This is a genomic window from Lutibacter sp. A64 (assembly GCF_022429565.1).
GTDB lineage: Bacteria > Bacteroidota > Bacteroidia > Flavobacteriales > Flavobacteriaceae > Lutibacter.
In genome coordinates, this window is sequence record NZ_CP092487.1 from 1,103,845 (window position 1) to 1,122,224 (window position 18,380).

Below are 18,380 nucleotides of genomic sequence, written 5' to 3' on the forward strand. Positions count from 1 at the left end.
AATACAGAATACTAGATAATGAAAAATGAAGAACTAAAAATATTTGCTCCTGCTACTATTGCCAATGTTTCTTGTGGTTTTGATGTACTTGGATTAGCATTAGACAATGTTGGAGACGAGATGATTATTAGAAAAGTTGCAAAAAAAGGAGTAACTATTACCAAAATTATTGGTCAAGATTTACCTTTAGAAACGCACAAAAATGTTGCTGGTGTAGCAGCTCTAGCTTTATTGGCTGAAACAGAAAGTGAATTCGGTTTTGAAATTGAAATTGACAAACGTATTAAACCAGGAAGTGGTATTGGAAGCAGTGCCGCTAGCTCTGTCGGAGCAGTTTGGGGAATTAATAAATTATTAGGAAACCCTTTTAGCACCAACGATTTAGTGCGTTTTGCTATGGAAGGTGAACGCTTAGCAACTGGTGTTGCTCATGCAGATAATGTTGCTCCTGCCCTTTTTGGTGGATTTACTTTGGTTAGAAGCTACAATCCACTAGATATTATTAGTGTAAATACACCTTCAGAATTATATGCAACAGTTATACATCCACAAATTGAAGTTAAAACTTCTGATGCTCGTGAAATTTTAAAAACAACTATTCCGCTTAAAGAAGCCATTAAACAATGGGGAAATGTAGGTGGTTTAATTAGTGGTTTATATACTGAAGATTACGAATTAATCGGACGTTCATTAGAAGATTATATAATAGAACCAATTCGCTCAATTTTAATTCCTGCTTTTGATGCTGTAAAACAACAATCTCTTAATGCTGGAGCTTTAGGTTGTGGAATTTCTGGTTCTGGACCTTCAATATTTGCTTTAAGTAAAGGTGAAGAAACTGCTTTAAAAGTAGCTGAAGCAATGAAAAATGTCTATCAAAAAGTTGGAATTGAATATGATATTCATGTCTCAAAAATAAATCAACAAGGAATAAAAGAATTATAAAATCAACATAAATACGCAATGCAATACTATAGTTTAAATAAAAAAGCACCAAATGTATCCTTTAAAGATGCTGTTGTTAAAGGACTAGCTCCAGACAAAGGATTATATTTTCCTGAAAGTATCACTCCTTTATCAGAAGATTTTTTCAATAATATAGAAACTTTAAGTACTACAGAAATTGCTTATCAAGTAATTAAACAATTTGTAGGTGATGAAATTCCTGAAAATGATCTAAAATCAATTATTGAAGACACCTTAAGCTTTGATTTCCCTGTGGTTCCAATCAACGAAACTATTTCTACATTAGAACTATTTCACGGACCTACAATGGCTTTTAAAGATGTTGGTGCACGATTTATGGCGCGTTGTTTTGGTTATTTCAATAAAGATAAAGCAACAACAAAAGTAACGGTTTTAGTAGCTACTTCTGGAGATACTGGTGGTGCAGTTGCTAGTGGTTTTTTTGGTGTTGAAGGTATTGATGTTGTAATTTTATACCCAAGTGGTAAAGTTAGTGATGTACAAGAAAAACAATTAACAACCTTAGGAAAGAATATTAAAGCACTTGAAGTTAATGGTACTTTTGACGATTGCCAAACAATGGTTAAAACTGCTTTTTTAGATGAAGAATTAACTTCTCAAAGAAATTTAACTTCAGCAAACTCTATTAATGTTGCACGCTGGTTACCTCAAATGTTTTATTTCTTTTTTGCTTACAAACAATTAAAAGATAAAAATAAAGATCTTGTTTTTTCTATACCAAGCGGTAATTTTGGTAATATTTGCGCTGGTATTATGGCACAACAATTAGGTTTACCGGTAAAACAATTTATTGCTTCAACAAATGCAAATAACATTGTGCCTAATTATTTAGAAACAGGTATTTATACTCCTAAACCTTCAAAACAAACCATTTCAAATGCAATGGATGTTGGTGACCCTAGTAATTTTATTAGAATTCAAGAAATTTATGGTACAGATACCAAATTAAAAAAACACCTTACCTCCTATTCTTTTTCTGATGATGAAACACGAGAAGCCATGCTAGAAATAAAAAACAATTCTGGCTATATTGCTGATCCACATGGTGCTGTAGGTTATTTAGGTTTAAAAAAATATTTAAGCAATCATAAAGCACAAGGTATCTTTTTAGAAACAGCACATCCAGTAAAATTTTTAGATGTAGTAGAACCTGTTTTAAATGAAACTATAAAATACCCACAACAAATTTTAAATGTTATTGATAAAGAAAAAAAATCGATAAATATTTCAACATATCAAGAGCTTAAAGAGTATTTAGTAAGCACTAAATAATTGTTTATATAAATAAAAAGAGTAGTTTAGTCAGGTATTTTAAATTAAAAAAATGAAAAACTACCTGACTTTATTATTGTTTATAGTAACAACTTCAATAATATCACAAAACACTTTAAAATTAGGCGATAAAATAAGTCCGAATGCCTCTATTAATGATGTTTCTTGGATTACTGGTTATTGGGAAGGTGAAGCTTTAGGCGGAATTACCGAAGAAATTTGGACAGCACCACTTGGAAAGTCTATGATGGGATCTTTTAAATTAGTAGTTGAAGATACCGTTCAATTTTATGAATTATGCACAATTACTGAAGAAAACAATAGCCTCCTACTTCGTATCAAACATTTTGATAAAAATTTAAACGGATGGGAAGAAAAAGATACTTCAATAGAATTTCCACTTGTAAAAATTGAAAAGAATAAAGTATATTTTGACGACCTTACTTTTGAAAAAATTTCTGAAAATGAATTAGTCATTTATGTAATTTTTAAAGAAGAAGGAAAAGATGAAATTGAAATGAAATTTAATTACAAATTGGCTAAATAATTTTATGCTTAAAAATCTCTCTATAACTGATTTAGTTGGTGATTATTCTATAATTGGTAGCAATCAAGATGAAACAGACGAAACCTATAAGGGAACATTAAACTTAACAATTGATAATAACAATAGAATAATTGCAAAATGGCTAATACAAAATACTCAAAAACAGTATGGAACTGGCTTTTTTAAGGATAATATACTGGTAATTAACTTTAATTACCTATCAGATGACAATAAAACTTATAAAGGTGTAGTTGTTTACCGCTGTATTTCTAATGAAATTTTAGATGGATTTTGGTCTGAAGAATTTGGTGATCCAGCTTATTTAGGCAAAGAACGTTGCTTTAAAATTAAAGAGAAAACTATAATTAATTAAAGTCTTATTTAACATAAGTTAGAGCGATTTTTAAAAATGAAATAGAAAAAAATTGTATCTAGATCTTTTAATTACAGTTAAAATTCCAGATTCTTTCCAATTTTAAGTATTATTTTTATCCTATGAAAATTTTAATAATTGAAGATGAACTAGAGTTGTGTAAAACATTAGCTACTTCGCTTCAAAAAGAATTGTATTTAGTAGAAATTGCAAATAATTATAATGATGCATTTGAAAAAATTTCAATGTATGAATACGATTGTATTTTATTAGATATTATGTTACCTGATGGTAGCGGATTAGACCTACTAACTGAACTTAAAAACCTTGGTAAATCTGAAAATGTTATTATTATTTCAGCTAAAAATTCAATCGATGATAAGGTAAATGGATTGTCTCTTGGCGCAGATGATTATTTAACCAAACCGTTTCATATTGCAGAATTAAATGCGCGTATTAAGGCTGTTTTTAGAAGAAAAAACTTAAACGGTAAAAACACTATTGAACTTAAAAACATTGTTTTAAATCTTGATGAAAGAACGCTCTTAATCAACAGCAAAAATATACATTTAAACAGAAAGGAATTTGATATTTTAAAATATTTTCTATCAAATAAAAACCGTTTAATAACAAAAACAGCTTTAGCAGAATATGTTTGGGGAGACCATATAGATCAGGTTGATAATTTTGATTTTATCTACTATCAAATTAAAAATCTTAGAAAAAAATTACAAGAAGCAGAAGCGCTTATTGAAATAGAATCGGTTTATGGTGTTGGATATAAACTTATAGAAAAATGAAACTTCTAAACCGTTCTTTATTATACCTTTCAGTTACCTTTTTAATTATTATTGGTGTATGGTCTGTTATCTTTTATTTCAATTTAAAAAATGAAATTAGAGACAGTATAGATGATGGTTTAGATAATAATAGAATTTTAATTATAAAAAAATTAGAGCAAGACACCTCGCTCCTATCACAAAATGAATTTGGTGGAAATAACTTTGAAATTCATCCAACTTCAAAACAAATTGCATTAGAATTTAAAGATATTTATAAAGATACGTTAATGTATCGCATTAATGAAGACGACCTTGAACCAGTACGTATTCTACATTCTGCTTTTAAGCATAAAAACACTTATTATCACCTAAAAGTTATTTCTTCATTAGTAGAAGAAGACGATTTAATTGAAGATTCTTTTTGGAGTGTTGTGTGGTTATTCATAATTTTAATAGCAACTATATTTATTATTAATAACGTTATATTACGTAAAGTTTGGAATCCTTTTTACGATATTTTAAACTTACTAAAAGCTTATAGATTAGATAAAAATGAAGATTTAATAAACGTAAAAACTAAAACCAAAGAATTTATAGAGTTACAAAATGCCTCAAATACGTTAATCAAGCACTCTAAAGATGTATTTTCTTCTCAAAAGCAATTTACTGAAAATGCCTCACATGAATTACAAACACCATTGGCTATTATTACCAATAAATTAGAACTTTTGTTAGAATCTGAAGACCTAACAACATCAAATGCACAAACTATTGCAGATGTAATTGATAGTACACAAAAATTAACACAACTTAATAAATCGCTATTACTTTTAGCTAAAATTGAAAATAAACAATTTGCTAATACAACAGTGCTTTCCGTAAACGATACAGCAAAAGAATTTATTTCTAATTTTCAAGATTTTATAACATTTAAAGAAATTACAATTGAGTTTGTAGAAAAAGCAATATTAACAGTAAATATAGATGCATCTTTATTAGAAATTCTAATTACCAATCTAATAAAAAATGCAGTTTTTCATAACAGCAATAAAGGAAAAATAACTTTAGTTTTTTCAGAAGAAACATTTTCTATTTATAATATAGGAAGTTCAACTGCATTAAATACCAAAACTATTTTCAATAGATTTCAAAAGGAAGCTTCAAGTACCAAAAGTACAGGTATTGGATTGGCAGTTTGTAAAGCAATTTGCAAGTTATACACTACTCCAATCACCTATTCATTTATTAAAAATCAACATTGCTTTACCATTAATTTTAAAAATATTATTGCTGAAAATTAGATTCCAAAATCTTTCCAGAATCTACCAATATATTTGTTTTATAATTTAAAAAAATCATTATAAAATGAAATCAAAAATATTTTTTTTAGCAATTGCACTATGCATGAGTTCAACAATAATAACAGCTCAAGACATACGCCAAGATGAAGTTCCATCATTAATACTCAATAATTTTAAAAAGAAATTTCCAAAAGCAAAAGACATTGAGTGGGAATACAAAAAGAACAATTATAATGTTGAATTTGAAATTGGACTCTTTTCAGAATTTGAAGCTTGGTATGATAAATCTGGAAAATTAATTAAATATTCTGAAGAAATATCAGAAAGAAAATTACCAAAAGTTATAAAAAAAAATATCAAAAAAAATTATACAACTTATAAAATAGATGATATAGAAAAAGTAACTGAAAATAAACAAGTTATTTACCATATAGAATTAGAAAAAGGTAATGATGAAATAGACTTGAAATATTTAGAAAACGGAAAACTAATTTAATAAAATCATAAAAAATGAAAATCTTAAAAATATCAATTATAGCCCTTTTTACAACTTTTTTTGCTTGTAACTCTGATGATGATAACGAAGTAAAATTATCTACTACCGAAATTCCGGTTACAATTACAGACTTTGTAGAAACACACTTTGCTTCTAACACAATTAATAACGTTTATAAAGATATTGATACAAATGAAACTACATATGAAGTACATTTAAGTAATAATTTAGAATTAGAATTTAATAGTAACTTCGAAATTTTAAGTATTGATGGAGCTTCTAAATTACCAGATACAGTTATTCCAGAATCTATATTGAATTATATTACAACTAATTATCCTAATAATTTTATTACCGATTGGGAACTTGAAACTAATTATCAACAAATTGAATTAGACAATAATGTAGAATTAGATTTTACGCTTGAAGGTGATTTTATAAAAATTGATAACGACAAGAACAAAGATGAAATAGTTTTAAATGAAACTGAATTTCCAACCAGTTTAAAAGATTATATTTCAACTTATTTCCCTTCAAATGACATTATTTCGGTTATAAAAGATACGGATGATAATCTAATAACTTATGAAGTATATTTAAAAAATAATTTAGAATTAGAGTTTAATAATGATTTTGAAATTATAAGTATTGATGGAACATCTAAATTACCAGATACTGTTATTCCAGAATCAATATTAACTTATATTACTGCAAATTATCCTAATAATTTTATAACTGACTGGGAACTTGAAACTAATTACCAAGAAGTTGAATTAGACAATAATGTAGAATTAGATTTTACGCTTGAAGGAGACTTTATAAAAATTGATAAGAATTAGTAATTAAGATTCTAATTAAATAAAAAAAGCTTTCAGTTAGATTATTGTAAATAATTAAACTGAAAGCTTCTTATTTTAAATTTTAGTTTACTTTAGATGTTTATAATTCTAACATAAATAAACTAAATTAAGGAAAGCTATGAGCAGAGTCTTTTGATTTAAAATTAAACCCCTCTACTTTTAAATCTTTTAGATTCCCCCCTGAACCCATAGCTTTATTATCATAGTATTTTATATATTTAGACACTAAATAATTTAATCGGTCACATAATGAAACCAAAATTTGAAACTTTAGCTATTAAAAGTACAGAGAACAATTTTTCAGAAGTTAAATCAGTTAGCGTACCTATTTATTTATCAAGCACTTATAAAAGAAATACAGATGGTTCTTATAATAATAATTTTGTGTATTCTAGAAATGATAATCCAAATAGACAAATTATTGAAAAAAGTATTGCTAAATTAGAAAATGCAACTTATGGATTCGCTTTTTCATCAGGAATGGCAGCTGTTAGCACTATTTTACAAAGTTTAAAAACAGGTGATCATGTATTATTACCCGATGATATTTATTTTACAATAAAGAATTTATTTAAAGAAGTTTTTACATCTTGGGGTTTAAGTTACAATCAAATTGATATGAGTAATTTAGAAACCATTAAAAGTGCAATTAAATCAAATACTGCCTTAATTTGGGTTGAAACGCCTTCTAATCCACAATTAAAATTAAGTGATATAAAAGCAATTTCAGAAGTTGCACATAAAAATAACGCTTTATGTGTTGTAGATAACACTTGGTTAACTCCCGTTTTTCAAACTCCTTTAAATTTAGGGGCAGATATTGTAATTCATTCTACAACAAAATATTTTGGAGGACATAGTGATGTTTTAGGTGGTACCGTTGTTTTAAATGATGAAAAAATTGCCTCTAAAATAAAAGCAATTCAACAATTAAATGGAGCTGTACCTTCTCCTTTCGATTGTTGGCTTATTGGTAGAGGAATACAAACATTACATTTAAGAATTTCTAAACAAAGTGAAAATGCATTTAAATTAGCTACCTTTTTAGAAGAACACCCAAAAATTGAACAGGTAAATTACCCTGGTTTAAAAAGTCATCCACAATATAAATTAGCATTAAAACAACAAAATAACGGTTTTGGAGCAATGCTTTCTGTTTTAATAAAAGGTTCTAAAGAACATGCGTTTAAAGTTTCAACAAAATTAAATTATTTTACTTCAGCAACAAGTCTTGGTGGTGTTGAAAGTCTTGTAGAGCATAGAAAATCTGTTGAAGGCCCTAATAGTTCAACACCTAGCAATTTAATTAGAATTTCTGTTGGAATAGAGCATATAGACGATTTAATAGCTGATTGGGAACAAGCATTAAACTAATCGATTTTTATAAAAAACTCTGTATTGCCAAATCATAACTTTTTAAACCAAAACCAGCAATTACACCTTTTGCGTTTGGCGCTATAAACGAAATATGTCTAAAATCTTCTCTAGAATGTACATTTGAAATATGCACTTCAATAACAGAAGTTTCTATACCTTTTATGGCGTCGCCTATTGCAACAGAAGTGTGTGTGTAAGCACCTGCATTTAAAATAACACCGTCAAAACTAAAACCTACTTCGTGTAATTTATCGATTAATTCACCTTCAATATTACTTTGGAAATAATGTAAATCAACTGTTGGAAAATTATTTTTTAAACTTTTAAAATAGGATTCAAAAGTTAAACTTCCATAAATTTCTGGCTCACGTTTTCCTAATAAATTTAGGTTTGGACCATTTAAAATTAATATTTTCATAAGTAGTTTTGCTATAAATAAATTGAAGATTAGACTTCTTACATCAAATTTAAAAATTATTATCTAATTGAAGAATTTAACTAAATTAATTATCAAATTTATAAGTCAAACCTATTTGTATAAAATTTAATTTAGTGTTCTGATGATTGCCACTATCAATATAATTAGAAACTGCTAAATTATAACGTGCATCAATTGCAAATTCATTTGAAATTATAAAACCAACACCTGCAATTGCGGATAAAATAAACTTTTTATATGATTTATCTTTATTAATATCAATTCCATATACCGACAATAAAAACTGAGACTCTGGACCTCCATAGAGTTCAAATCTATTTCCTAATTTATATTTTAAAAGTATTGGGATGTGTAGTAATCCAATATTTTCATCTTTTCTATTTTTGTTTGAAGAATAGTAGATTTCTGGTTGAATAGAAAAGTTTACACTTCTTCTAAATTCCATAAAAGCACCTAAATAAAACCCATTTTTATTTACATGAGTTACACCATCATCGCTAAGCTTATTCCTAATATCAACAAAATTAATTCCTGCTTTTAATCCGAATTCATTTAAACTTTGTGCTTTTCCAAAATTAAAATTCAGAATAAAAATTAAAATAAAAATACTTAAACTATAAGTTTTCATAAATAATAAATTTAAAGCAACTAATATACTTATTTTATATGTAAACTCTAATTTTAAAATTGTTTTAAAATCAGCTTTTTAAAATGATTATATTTACAAAATGAAATGGAATAGCGCATTAACAGACTATATAACCTATTTAAAAATTGAAAAAGGGTTAGCAAAAAACTCTATAGAAAGTTATGCTCGTGATGTAAAAAAATTAATCTTATTCTTAGAAAAAAACGAGCTTATTTATACACCTATAAATATTCATGAAGATTGTATTCAAGAGTTTATTTATACAACTGCAAAGACGATAAATGCACGCTCACAAGCTCGATTAATCTCTGGAATACGTAACTTTTTTGATTATTTAATTTTTGAAGATTATAGAAAAGACAATCCTACAGATTTAATTGAAACACCTAAAATTGGCTTAAAATTACCCGATACTTTATCTATAGAAGATATTGACAAATTAATTAACGCTATTGATTTAAGTGAACCTCAAGGCGAACGCAATAGAACTATAATTGAAACACTGTATAGTTGTGGATTAAGGGTTTCTGAATTAGTTGATTTACAGCTTTCAGATTTATTTTTTGAAGAAGGTTTTATTCGAGTTTTAGGAAAAGGTAACAAGCAACGTTTTGTTCCAATAAATACACAAACTCAAAAATATATTACTAATTATATTAACGATATTAGAGTACATATAGATGTTAAAAAAGGCTTTGAAGATACCGTATTTTTAAACAGAAGAGGTAAAAAATTAACACGTGTAATGATTTTTACCATTGTTAAAAATTTAGCCATTAAAATAGGTTTAAAAAAGAAAATAAGCCCGCATACTTTTAGACATTCTTTTGCCACTCACCTATTAGAACGCGGAGCTGATTTAAGAGCTATTCAACAAATGTTAGGACACGAAAGTATAACTACTACAGAAATTTATATGCATTTAGATAGAAGCTTTTTAAAAGAAGTTGTTAATACATTTCATCCACGAAAATAGAAAAGGATATCTAAATAGTAAATTGTTTAGGTCAACCTGAACTTGTTTCAGGTTCTCTCTATACTAATAATCAATCATTTTGCGATTCTAAATCAAGTTCAGCATTACAAATTTTTATTATTTCAATTAAAAAAAGCATTCATTTTAATTTATAAAACAAAACCTAACAGATTTAAAAAACCTGTTAGGTTTGTAGTATTATTAGTAAAATATTCGTGAACCTAGAGTTAATTAAGATACTCAAATTCACTGATTATCAACTTAATGAGACACTAAATTAAGTTGAGTATGATGAGCTTTTATTACTTTTATAAAATTATAATTATTATTTTCTATACAAAGGATCTGCTCCAATAGTACCTTTTAAACTCTCTATATAATTATCAGAATTTGCTTCGTCTAATAATGTTTTTACATTTTTAAGTTTATTTATTAAATCTAATTCAGTAACAATATCTATATTGTTAGGATTTGCAATAAACGTTTCTAAATATGTAAGTTGTTTTGTATAAAAAACTATATCTTTTTGTTGTTTAATAATTAAACGCTCTTTATACCAATCACTATTTAAAATAGTTTCTCTATCAAAATAAGCTCTTAATTCAGGATTGCTAATATCTTTTCCTTCAAATTCACCATAAGCCATTATATGCAATAATATTTTTAAAGGTGGAATTGCTGCATCAACACTTCCATCTTCAAAATAACGAAGTGCTACTTTTTGTTGTGCTTCAACAATATTATTTATTCCATCTACAAAATCTTCTAAACCTTGTAATTCTGGTTTTAACATTTTTTCATTAAAAACTGCATTTGGCTCATCAAATAATCTGTTTAAACATCTTAAAGAAAAGTTACTTGTAATTCTATATCCTAAACGACTTGCTAAAACTTTTTTCCCTTCGTATTCAAAATCTTCTAATTTTTCTAATGAACCGTTTTCAATTAATTTTTTAGGATCTCTATCATTCGGTTCTAAACGTGCCCAAATCTCAGGAATTAATAAACTTATATCGTGATCTACTTTATTATCCCCACCAACATAACCAGCAGCTGTACTAAATGCATTAGATTCTGTTAAAATATGTGATAACAACGCATTGTTTAAATCGGTTGTTGGAGTTAACATATTAAAAGGTCCTTTGGTTAAAGCTCCTTCTGAACCAGCTCCTGTTGTAGATGGTGATTTTCCTGTAAGACTACAAATAAAATCCATAAACATTTCTGGAGCTTCTTGGTAATGAATTGGATTGTAAACAGCTAACGGACGAATACCTGCTTCTCTTTCGGCTGGATTGTTTCTTCTACCTGGCAATACGGCGTTTACAACGTTGATAACTGGATCTTCAGATTTTATTTTTCGGCACAAACGCACTCCAACATCTCCAAGGTAACTATCTTCTGTTTCATTAATAAAAATATTACGTTCTAAATAACGTGGATTTTTGGTTGGCTCACCATTTACAATACGTGTATGTGATGGTAATGAAAAATATTCTTCTTCATTTGGACTGTTAACAATACTAATAATAAGGTCTTTTACAGGCTGTGTGTATTTGTCAAAATTAATAGTGTCTTCATAAATTTCAATGGCATCTTTTTTAGTTAACAATTCGTAATTTGTTAAGAAAACATTGTTTGAAACTAAATCGCGTTCAGCTCCTTCATCATAACCTCTTACAATTGCTTCATCAGGTCTTTGGAATAAATGACTTTCACAATTGGCAACAACTTTTAAACTCTTATTTTTAAACTCTGGATTTAAATTTTTAAAGTCTCGTCTAGGCAATGTTATTGAAGCTGAAATATCATCTTCTAATTGAATTTTTTGACTTGCAGAAAAATCGGATCTTAATTTATTTAACAACCATCTTCCTTCTTGATTAAATCCAATACGCACATAACTTCCAACAACATCTGTATTAAAGTATTTCAATCCAGTTCCTTTTTGTCCATTTACAATTTCAACAGACATACAATCTTTCCAATTTAAAGATTCGTGATCTTGACGGTATAAACGTTTTACAAATAATACTAAAGAACGAATATGAACAGGGATATTTCTTACAAACTCATTAAATTCATCTGAATTTTTTGATGAAGGTGTTAGTAATTTTACTGCTGAACCTAAAGTTCTTCCTTTATCTAAAAATGATCTAGAAGGTGGTAACGTTGGATCGTAATTTTTCCATCGTTTTGAATAATCGTACTCAATAACTTCATCTGCTTTTTTAAAATCTTCATCAATATCAATAATATTAAATGAACTATACGTAATTGCATTTAACATAGATTTTGAAATTTCAGATTTTCCACCACCAGAAACCGTACAAGGCTTGTGACAAAAAATACCTTCTGGAGCAGTATTTACAATTCTCCATAAAGAAATTGCCTTGTGTTTTTCTAATTTAAATTTATTCCCTGTTGGGTGAATGTATGTTTTAAGTGGAGATAAAATTATTTTTTGTTCCTTATTATTATAGTCCCAAGTAATACTATTTGTATTGGTATTTATATATGCATTTTCAGGAATGTAAACTAAATTTGGATATTTTTTATCTACAGCATAATTTGATTCTTTAATATCAATTCTATCACCTAGTAATTCTTTTACATCATTAAAAGTGAATCTATTTCCATATTTTTCAGAAAAAGCAGCTCCATCAACAATATCCCCCATTACACCTCTAGGAAACGCAATTGCACCACCTGAATGTTCTTCTTCAACTAAACCAAATAAATTAGCTGAATAACTAATTTGTGTTTTAATTTCTTTTTTTGAATATCCAAAATAATTATCTGCAATTATAGTAACTACTACTCCTCTATCATCTCTGCAAGTAATTTTAAAAGCACCACCATCATTATAAAGTTCGTCTGCCATTTTCCAACACATGCCTTCTCTTTTTTGACGTTCAGTTGCATTGTCCCAATGCGGTAAACCAACATCTTTTTTCTTTAAGGTTTTTAATTGAGGTGCTAAAATTATACACCCTGTATGTCCAGTCCAATGTTCTGTATCTAAAGCTGCATCATTATGCGCTAAATTAGGATCACCTGCATTGCCAAAAATAGATTCAACAAAATCTAAATTACTTACCAAACTACCTGGGGCAAAAAAGCGAACTTCCATACTCTTTTCAGTAATTACACCTTTAACTTCTGGGCAAACAATTGGACGTAATAATAAAGAAACTATTACTTTTGCTTTTTCAGATTGATTTGCCGTAAACGGTAATGTTTTTAATTCATCTGAAGGATTAAATGCAGCATTTAAAAAATGTGCAAAGGTAATTTTAGGTACTTCTTTTTTATCTAAAGGAACAGGTAAATCTCCTTCAACAATATGAAAAGTCCCTTTAGTTGTTCTTTTATCGTTAATAGGATTGTTTAAAATACCTTGTTTAATTCTATATGAAGTAATATTTTCACTTACAAAGGAAGTTCCATCAGGTGGTAAACTAATTTCTCTTGCATGACCTTTTTGATTTAACACCAATGTATTGTTTGGTATCGCACATTTTTCTTTAATATCAACTTCTTTTAAATAATCGTTTAAATACTCTTGAATTCTAGAATCTGCTGGTGAAAGGTATTGTGAAAGCAATCTAGATTTTTCTCTAAATCCTTTTGTAAAGGAACTCGTTAACTCCTGAAGTTTTGGATTACAAAATTTTTCTATTGCAGTTTCACTATCCTTAAAAAGTGGCTGCCCTAAAGAAGCTAATTGAAGGTTAATGTATTGTACTATGTCTTTTCTAATTTGACTAATTTTACCCTGATTCAAACTCATTTTTTAGTGTGTTATACTTGTTCTTAAAAGCTATTTTTTAATTAAAATGACTGAAAAAAAATTGTATTTAATCAGTCTTAAAAATTGGTTAACCAATTTTATTTTTCTAAAAATAAGAATTAAATGTGATATATAAACTATAAAATGTTGATAATTAACAATTAATTAAATTATAGATAAAAATTTTAAATTTATAGATAAAAAAAATCCCGTGAAAACGGGATTTATAATTCTATTATTGTTGTAAGTAATCTATTTAGCAATATTTACTGCTCTTGTTTCTCTAATAACAGTTACCCTAACTTGACCTGGATATGTCATATCATTTTGAATTTTTTGTGAAATTGTAAAAGACAATTCAGCGGCTTTAGCATCATTAACTTTTTCACTTTCTACAATAACACGTAATTCTCTACCAGCCTGTATAGCATACGCTTTTTGAACTCCATTAAAGCCAAAGGCAATATCTTCTAAATCTTTTAAACGTTGAATATACGAATCTAAAACCTGACGACGAGCACCTGGCCTTGCCCCTGAAATAGCATCACAAACTTGTACAATTGGTGCAATTAACGATTTCATTTCAATTTCATCGTGGTGTGCTCCAATAGCATTACAAATTTCTGGGTTTTCATTATATTTTTGAGCCCACTCCATACCTAATAAAGCATGTGGTAAATCACTTTCAGTTTCTGGCACTTTACCTATATCGTGTAATAAACCAGCTCTTTTAGCCAATTTAGCATTTAAGCCAAGTTCTGCAGCCATTAAGCCACAAAGGTTTGCAACCTCACGCGAGTGTTGCAATAAATTTTGACCGTAAGAAGAACGATATTTCATTCTACCAATAGTTTTAATAAGTTCTGGATGTAAACCATGTATTCCTAAATCTATAACCGTACGCTTACCAACTTCTATAATTTCTTGTTGAAGTTGTTTTTCTGTTTTCTTTACAATTTCTTCTATACGTGCTGGATGAATTCTTCCATCTGTAACTAATTTATGTAATGATAAACGTGCAATTTCTCTACGTACTGGATCAAAACACGATAGTATTATTGCTTCTGGAGTATCATCAACAATTATTTCTACTCCTGTTGCAGCTTCAATTGCTCTAATATTTCTACCTTCTCTACCAATAATTCTACCTTTTACATCATCAGATTCTATATTAAAAACAGAAACACAATTTTCAACTGTTTGTTCTACTCCAACGCGTTGAATTGTGTTTAAAATAACTTTTCTAGCTTCTTGTTGTGCTGTTAATTTAGCTTCTTCAATCGTGTCTTGAATATGTGCCATTGCATCAGATTTAGCTTGATCTTTTAAAGAACTAACTAATTCTTTTTTAGCATCTTCAGCTGATAAACCTGATATTACTTCTAAATTTTCTACTTGTTTTCTATGCAGTTTTTCTACTTCTTCTGTTCTGCGTTCTAAGAAATTAATTTTTTTATTATAATCTTCTATTTTAGATTTTACTTCAATATTTAATTTTTTGTTTTTATCGAGTTCTTGAGAAACTTGAGATTCTTTATCTCTTACTCTTTTTTCGGTTTCTGCTATTTTTTTATCACGGCCAATAATTACTTTTTCGTGTTCAGATTTTAATTCAATAAATTTCTCTTTTGCTTGAAGAATTTTATCTTTTTTAATAGCAGCTGCTTCTATTTGAGCTTCTCTAATTATAGAAGTTGCTTCTTTTTTTGTGTTTCTTAAAATTTTAGTTGCTTTCTTTTTTTCAAGTGATTTAGCAATTACATAACCTATTGCTAATCCTATTGCTATGCCAATAATAATTGACACTATATTTTCTACCATATTTCAAATTTATATATAAAAAAACCTACACTAGTTGGGTTTTATATTAAACTCCTAAAAAACAAGTTTAGAGCTAACTAACTGGTCGAGGATCCGTTCTAGACGGCTTGCTCTAATAGTATAGACTCACTCTTTTTAAAAATGTGACGTTGAGTTTAACAAACAATAACTAATGTAGGCAGTATTATTAATTAATATTATTTTAAAGAACTTATTTATTTAAATGTTCGTCTAACAAAACATTTAGTTTACTTATTTTTTTTATTGCTTCTGTTAAATCTTCCTCTTTATTAATAGCTTTTATTTCAATTAATGACGCAAATTGTAAAGCACACATTGCTAAAACATCTTGTTTATCACTAACTGCGTAATTTTTTTCAAAATTACTTACCAAATCATTAATTTTAGTTGCTGCCTTACGCATACCTTCTTCTTCATTTGCGTTTTTTACCTTAAGAGGATATACTCTTCCTGCAACTGTTACTTTAATTTTTAATGATTCTGCCATTATTTAAAAGATCTTATTCGCTTAGTTGGGTTATACACGTATCAATTTCGCGAATTAAAGCATTTATTTTGAGTTTCGTATTTCTACTATTTTCCTTACTGCCTTCTATAGTTTTAGCAATTTTTAATGTTTGATATTTTTTTTCAATTTCACTATTAAACTGCTTCTCTTTAGTAACTTGCTGTTCTAAAACTGCTATTTTATTATATAAAACTTCATTTTCTTCTTTTAAGAAATTATAATTTTCTAAAAGAATTCTCAGTTTTTTCTCAAATAAATTAACAACTTCATTTAAACTATTCATATATATCTAAAGAATATAAACTATAAATACAAAGTTAGTGTTAGTCAGCCAATATTACAACTGTTTTTTTTGCATTTTGTAAAAAAATTGTAATAGCTATTAATAATTCATTGAATTTTTAGACTTTACAACAAAAAAAGTTTTAGTATTTTAGCATAAAATAATGAATGTGAAAAAAGCTATTTTAATACTATTTTTATGTACCTACGTTATAAGTTTTAGCCAAGGTAACGCAAATACCGGTAAAAATTACCCTACAGACTATTTTAGCAATCCTCTAAAAGTTCCTTTAATTTTATCTGGTACTTTTGGAGAACTTAGAAGTAATCATTTCCACGCTGGATTGGATCTTAAAACATTAGGAAAAGAAGGTTTAGATGTTGTTGCACCTGCTGATGGTTATGTTTCTAGAATTAAAGTTTCTCATTGGGGATATGGTAAAGCATTGTATATTACACACCCTAATGGCTATACAACTGTATACGGACATTTAAAAAAGTTTAATGCTAAAATTGAAGCTTACGTAAAAAAACAACAATATAATAAAGAGAGTTTTGAAATACATTTATTTCCATCTGCTAGTACTTTACCCGTTTCAAAAAATGAAATTATAGCATATTCTGGGAATACTGGTGGTTCTGGAGGTCCACATTTACATTTTGAAATTAGAGATACTAATACAGCAAAACCAATTAACCCAATGTTATTTGGAATAAAGGTTAACGATTCTAAAAAACCTCGAGTTAATACTTTAATCGGGTATTCTTTAAGTGAAAATTCTCATATTAATTCCATTTCTAAACCAACACAAATCACTTTAGTTCCTCAAAAAAATGGAGATTTACTTGCTAATAAAATTAAAGCTTTTGGCTCAATTGGATTTGGTATTAATGCTTACGATCAACTAGATGGTGCATACAATAAAAATGGTTTGTATAGTTTATCGCTATTAGTTAATGGTAAATTAGCACACCAATTTAATGCAGACTCCTTTTCGTTTGCAGAAAGTAAATACATTAATTTATTAATTGATTATGAAAGATATTCAAATTTAAAACAACGCATTCAAAAATGTTTTATTGAACCTGCTAACAAATTAAGTGTCTATAAAAAAATCAATAATAAAGGTTATTTATCTATTGAAGATGGAATGGATTATACTGTTGAAATTATTGCAAAAGATTTTAAAGGTAATAGTCAAAAAATTATAATTCCAATTACTGGAAGTAACGAGCGTATTTTAGTAAAAGAAACAATAAATACAACGCCTTATAAAATTAAACATAACATTTTTAATGTTTTTAAAAAGGATGGAATTACAGTAGCATTTCCTAAAAATACTTTTTACAACGACTTCTATTTAAATTTTGAAGTTCAGAAAGATTCTTTGGTTAAAGTACATACTCCAACTGTTCCTTTAAATAAAAATTACACTTTAACTTTTGATGTTTCAAAGTACACCGAAAGTCAAAAAAAATTAATGTATATAGCTTCTATAGATGCTAGAGGAAGATCTAATTATCAAACTACAGTTAAAAAAAGCACTACATTTTATACTTCTACAAAAAATTTAGGTAAGTTTACATTATTAACTGATAATAAGAAACCTAACATCTATATAGATAATTTTAAAAATGAACAATGGATAAGTAATCATAAAGAATTAAAGATAAAAATTACAGATAATGAATCTGGTATAAAATCATATAGAGGAGAAATTGACGGCGAATGGATTTTATTAGAATACGAACCAAAAACAGACGTATTAACTTATAATTTAAGCGATAAAAAATTTACAACAGCCAAACACAATCTTAAAATTACAGTAACAGATAATGTTGGAAACACCAATATATTAAACACTACATTTTTTAGAAAAATATAAGCGCTATCGT

17 protein-coding genes and 1 other RNA gene are annotated in these 18,380 nt (G+C 27.7%); 11 read left to right on the top strand and 7 right to left on the bottom strand.

The window, feature by feature from the left end; genetic code table 11:
• The first annotated feature begins 18 nt into the window (after positions 1 to 18).
• The 9 genes from MKD41_RS04530 to MKD41_RS04570 all read left to right on the top strand — a co-directional run bounded on the left by MKD41_RS04530 (position 19) and on the right by MKD41_RS04570 (position 7,992).
• Positions 19 to 945, top strand: a complete 927-nt coding sequence (locus MKD41_RS04530) for a homoserine kinase (RefSeq protein ID WP_240244252.1) — start codon at positions 19 to 21, stop codon at positions 943 to 945.
• Positions 946 to 963: 18 nt separating this feature from the next.
• Complete coding sequence (gene thrC / locus MKD41_RS04535; RefSeq protein ID WP_240244253.1) at positions 964 to 2,259, top strand: threonine synthase; 1,296 nt, start codon at positions 964 to 966, stop codon at positions 2,257 to 2,259.
• Between the two features lie 52 nt (positions 2,260 to 2,311).
• Complete coding sequence (locus tag MKD41_RS04540) at positions 2,312 to 2,806, top strand: DUF6265 family protein (RefSeq protein ID WP_240244254.1); 495 nt, start codon at positions 2,312 to 2,314, stop codon at positions 2,804 to 2,806.
• 4 nt (positions 2,807 to 2,810) lie between these two features.
• Positions 2,811 to 3,179 (top strand): hypothetical protein, encoded by a 369-nt coding sequence (locus tag MKD41_RS04545; protein WP_240244255.1) that lies wholly within the window; start codon positions 2,811 to 2,813, stop codon positions 3,177 to 3,179.
• Positions 3,180 to 3,301: 122 nt separating this feature from the next.
• The gene (locus tag MKD41_RS04550) at positions 3,302 to 3,979 is read left to right on the top strand and encodes a response regulator transcription factor (protein ID WP_240244256.1); all 678 of its coding nucleotides are present in this window, start codon (positions 3,302 to 3,304) and stop codon (positions 3,977 to 3,979) included.
• Positions 3,976 to 5,262: a type IX secretion system histidine kinase PorY gene (locus tag MKD41_RS04555; protein WP_240244257.1), complete on the top strand. Its 1,287-nt coding sequence runs from the start codon at positions 3,976 to 3,978 to the stop codon at positions 5,260 to 5,262. The genes MKD41_RS04550 and MKD41_RS04555 overlap by 4 nt, the downstream gene beginning before the upstream one ends.
• 64 nt (positions 5,263 to 5,326) lie before the next feature.
• The gene (locus MKD41_RS04560; RefSeq protein WP_240244258.1) at positions 5,327 to 5,758 is read left to right on the top strand and encodes a PepSY-like domain-containing protein; all 432 of its coding nucleotides are present in this window, start codon (positions 5,327 to 5,329) and stop codon (positions 5,756 to 5,758) included.
• Between the two features lie 14 nt (positions 5,759 to 5,772).
• Complete coding sequence (locus MKD41_RS04565) at positions 5,773 to 6,597, top strand: PepSY-like domain-containing protein (protein WP_240244259.1); 825 nt, start codon at positions 5,773 to 5,775, stop codon at positions 6,595 to 6,597.
• Between the two features lie 270 nt (positions 6,598 to 6,867).
• On the top strand, positions 6,868 to 7,992 hold the full coding sequence (locus tag MKD41_RS04570) for a trans-sulfuration enzyme family protein (RefSeq protein WP_240244260.1): 1,125 nt from the start codon (positions 6,868 to 6,870) through the stop codon (positions 7,990 to 7,992).
• Between the two features lie 7 nt (positions 7,993 to 7,999).
• Here the strand turns inward: MKD41_RS04570 and aroQ are convergent, their stop codons facing one another.
• Positions 8,000 to 8,413, bottom strand: coding sequence for a type II 3-dehydroquinate dehydratase (gene aroQ, locus MKD41_RS04575; protein WP_240244261.1), 414 nt, complete (start codon positions 8,411 to 8,413; stop codon positions 8,000 to 8,002).
• Between the two features lie 85 nt (positions 8,414 to 8,498).
• Positions 8,499 to 9,062 carry a porin family protein gene (locus MKD41_RS04580; protein ID WP_240244262.1) on the bottom strand — a complete coding sequence of 188 codons (564 nt, stop codon included), beginning with the start codon at positions 9,060 to 9,062 and terminating at the stop codon, positions 8,499 to 8,501.
• Positions 9,063 to 9,162: 100 nt separating this feature from the next.
• Between MKD41_RS04580 and xerD the strand changes: the two genes are divergently transcribed.
• Positions 9,163 to 10,059, top strand: coding sequence for a site-specific tyrosine recombinase XerD (xerD, locus tag MKD41_RS04585; protein WP_240244263.1), 897 nt, complete (start codon positions 9,163 to 9,165; stop codon positions 10,057 to 10,059).
• A 325-nt stretch (positions 10,060 to 10,384) separates the two neighbouring features.
• Here the strand turns inward: xerD and MKD41_RS04590 are convergent, their stop codons facing one another.
• The 5 genes from MKD41_RS04590 to MKD41_RS04610 form a co-directional block, all read right to left on the bottom strand.
• Positions 10,385 to 13,852 (bottom strand): hypothetical protein, encoded by a 3,468-nt coding sequence (locus tag MKD41_RS04590; RefSeq protein ID WP_240244264.1) that lies wholly within the window; start codon positions 13,850 to 13,852, stop codon positions 10,385 to 10,387.
• 252 nt (positions 13,853 to 14,104) lie between these two features.
• On the bottom strand, positions 14,105 to 15,673 hold the full coding sequence (rny, locus tag MKD41_RS04595; RefSeq protein WP_240244265.1) for a ribonuclease Y: 1,569 nt from the start codon (positions 15,671 to 15,673) through the stop codon (positions 14,105 to 14,107).
• 48 nt (positions 15,674 to 15,721) lie between these two features.
• Positions 15,722 to 15,828: non-coding RNA, 6S RNA (gene ssrS / locus MKD41_RS04600), on the bottom strand.
• Positions 15,829 to 15,884: 56 nt separating this feature from the next.
• Positions 15,885 to 16,181 carry a cell division protein ZapA gene (locus MKD41_RS04605; RefSeq protein ID WP_240244266.1) on the bottom strand — a complete coding sequence of 99 codons (297 nt, stop codon included), beginning with the start codon at positions 16,179 to 16,181 and terminating at the stop codon, positions 15,885 to 15,887.
• Positions 16,182 to 16,194: 13 nt separating this feature from the next.
• A complete protein-coding gene (locus tag MKD41_RS04610; protein ID WP_240244267.1) occupies positions 16,195 to 16,485 on the bottom strand; it encodes a hypothetical protein in 291 nt (96 codons plus the stop codon).
• Between the two features lie 163 nt (positions 16,486 to 16,648).
• On the opposite strand from MKD41_RS04610, the gene MKD41_RS04615 reads away from it, so the two are divergent.
• The gene (locus MKD41_RS04615; RefSeq protein WP_240244268.1) at positions 16,649 to 18,370 is read left to right on the top strand and encodes a M23 family metallopeptidase; all 1,722 of its coding nucleotides are present in this window, start codon (positions 16,649 to 16,651) and stop codon (positions 18,368 to 18,370) included.
• Positions 18,371 to 18,380: the final 10 nt, after the last annotated feature.

Excerpts from the sequence above, each read along its gene's own strand:
- MKD41_RS04550 (WP_240244256.1), top strand. The coding sequence starts at position 3,302 with ATGAAAATTTTAATAATTGAAGATGAACTAGAGTTGTGTAAAACATTA.
- MKD41_RS04565 (WP_240244259.1), top strand. The coding sequence starts at position 5,773 with ATGAAAATCTTAAAAATATCAATTATAGCCCTTTTTACAACTTTTTTT.
- thrC (WP_240244253.1), top strand. The coding sequence starts at position 964 with ATGCAATACTATAGTTTAAATAAAAAAGCACCAAATGTATCCTTTAAA.
- MKD41_RS04560 (WP_240244258.1), top strand. The coding sequence starts at position 5,327 with ATGAAATCAAAAATATTTTTTTTAGCAATTGCACTATGCATGAGTTCA.
- MKD41_RS04615 (WP_240244268.1), top strand. The coding sequence starts at position 16,649 with ATGAATGTGAAAAAAGCTATTTTAATACTATTTTTATGTACCTACGTT.
- xerD (WP_240244263.1), top strand. The coding sequence starts at position 9,163 with ATGAAATGGAATAGCGCATTAACAGACTATATAACCTATTTAAAAATT.
- aroQ (WP_240244261.1), bottom strand. The coding sequence starts at position 8,413 with ATGAAAATATTAATTTTAAATGGTCCAAACCTAAATTTATTAGGAAAA.
- MKD41_RS04530 (WP_240244252.1), top strand. The coding sequence starts at position 19 with ATGAAAAATGAAGAACTAAAAATATTTGCTCCTGCTACTATTGCCAAT.
- MKD41_RS04540 (WP_240244254.1), top strand. The coding sequence starts at position 2,312 with ATGAAAAACTACCTGACTTTATTATTGTTTATAGTAACAACTTCAATA.
- MKD41_RS04545 (WP_240244255.1), top strand. The coding sequence starts at position 2,811 with ATGCTTAAAAATCTCTCTATAACTGATTTAGTTGGTGATTATTCTATA.
- MKD41_RS04580 (WP_240244262.1), bottom strand. The coding sequence starts at position 9,062 with ATGAAAACTTATAGTTTAAGTATTTTTATTTTAATTTTTATTCTGAAT.
- MKD41_RS04590 (WP_240244264.1), bottom strand. The coding sequence starts at position 13,852 with ATGAGTTTGAATCAGGGTAAAATTAGTCAAATTAGAAAAGACATAGTA.
- MKD41_RS04555 (WP_240244257.1), top strand. The coding sequence starts at position 3,976 with ATGAAACTTCTAAACCGTTCTTTATTATACCTTTCAGTTACCTTTTTA.
- MKD41_RS04570 (WP_240244260.1), top strand. The coding sequence starts at position 6,868 with ATGAAACCAAAATTTGAAACTTTAGCTATTAAAAGTACAGAGAACAAT.
- MKD41_RS04610 (WP_240244267.1), bottom strand. The coding sequence starts at position 16,485 with ATGAATAGTTTAAATGAAGTTGTTAATTTATTTGAGAAAAAACTGAGA.
- MKD41_RS04605 (WP_240244266.1), bottom strand. The coding sequence starts at position 16,181 with ATGGCAGAATCATTAAAAATTAAAGTAACAGTTGCAGGAAGAGTATAT.
- rny (WP_240244265.1), bottom strand. The coding sequence starts at position 15,673 with ATGGTAGAAAATATAGTGTCAATTATTATTGGCATAGCAATAGGATTA.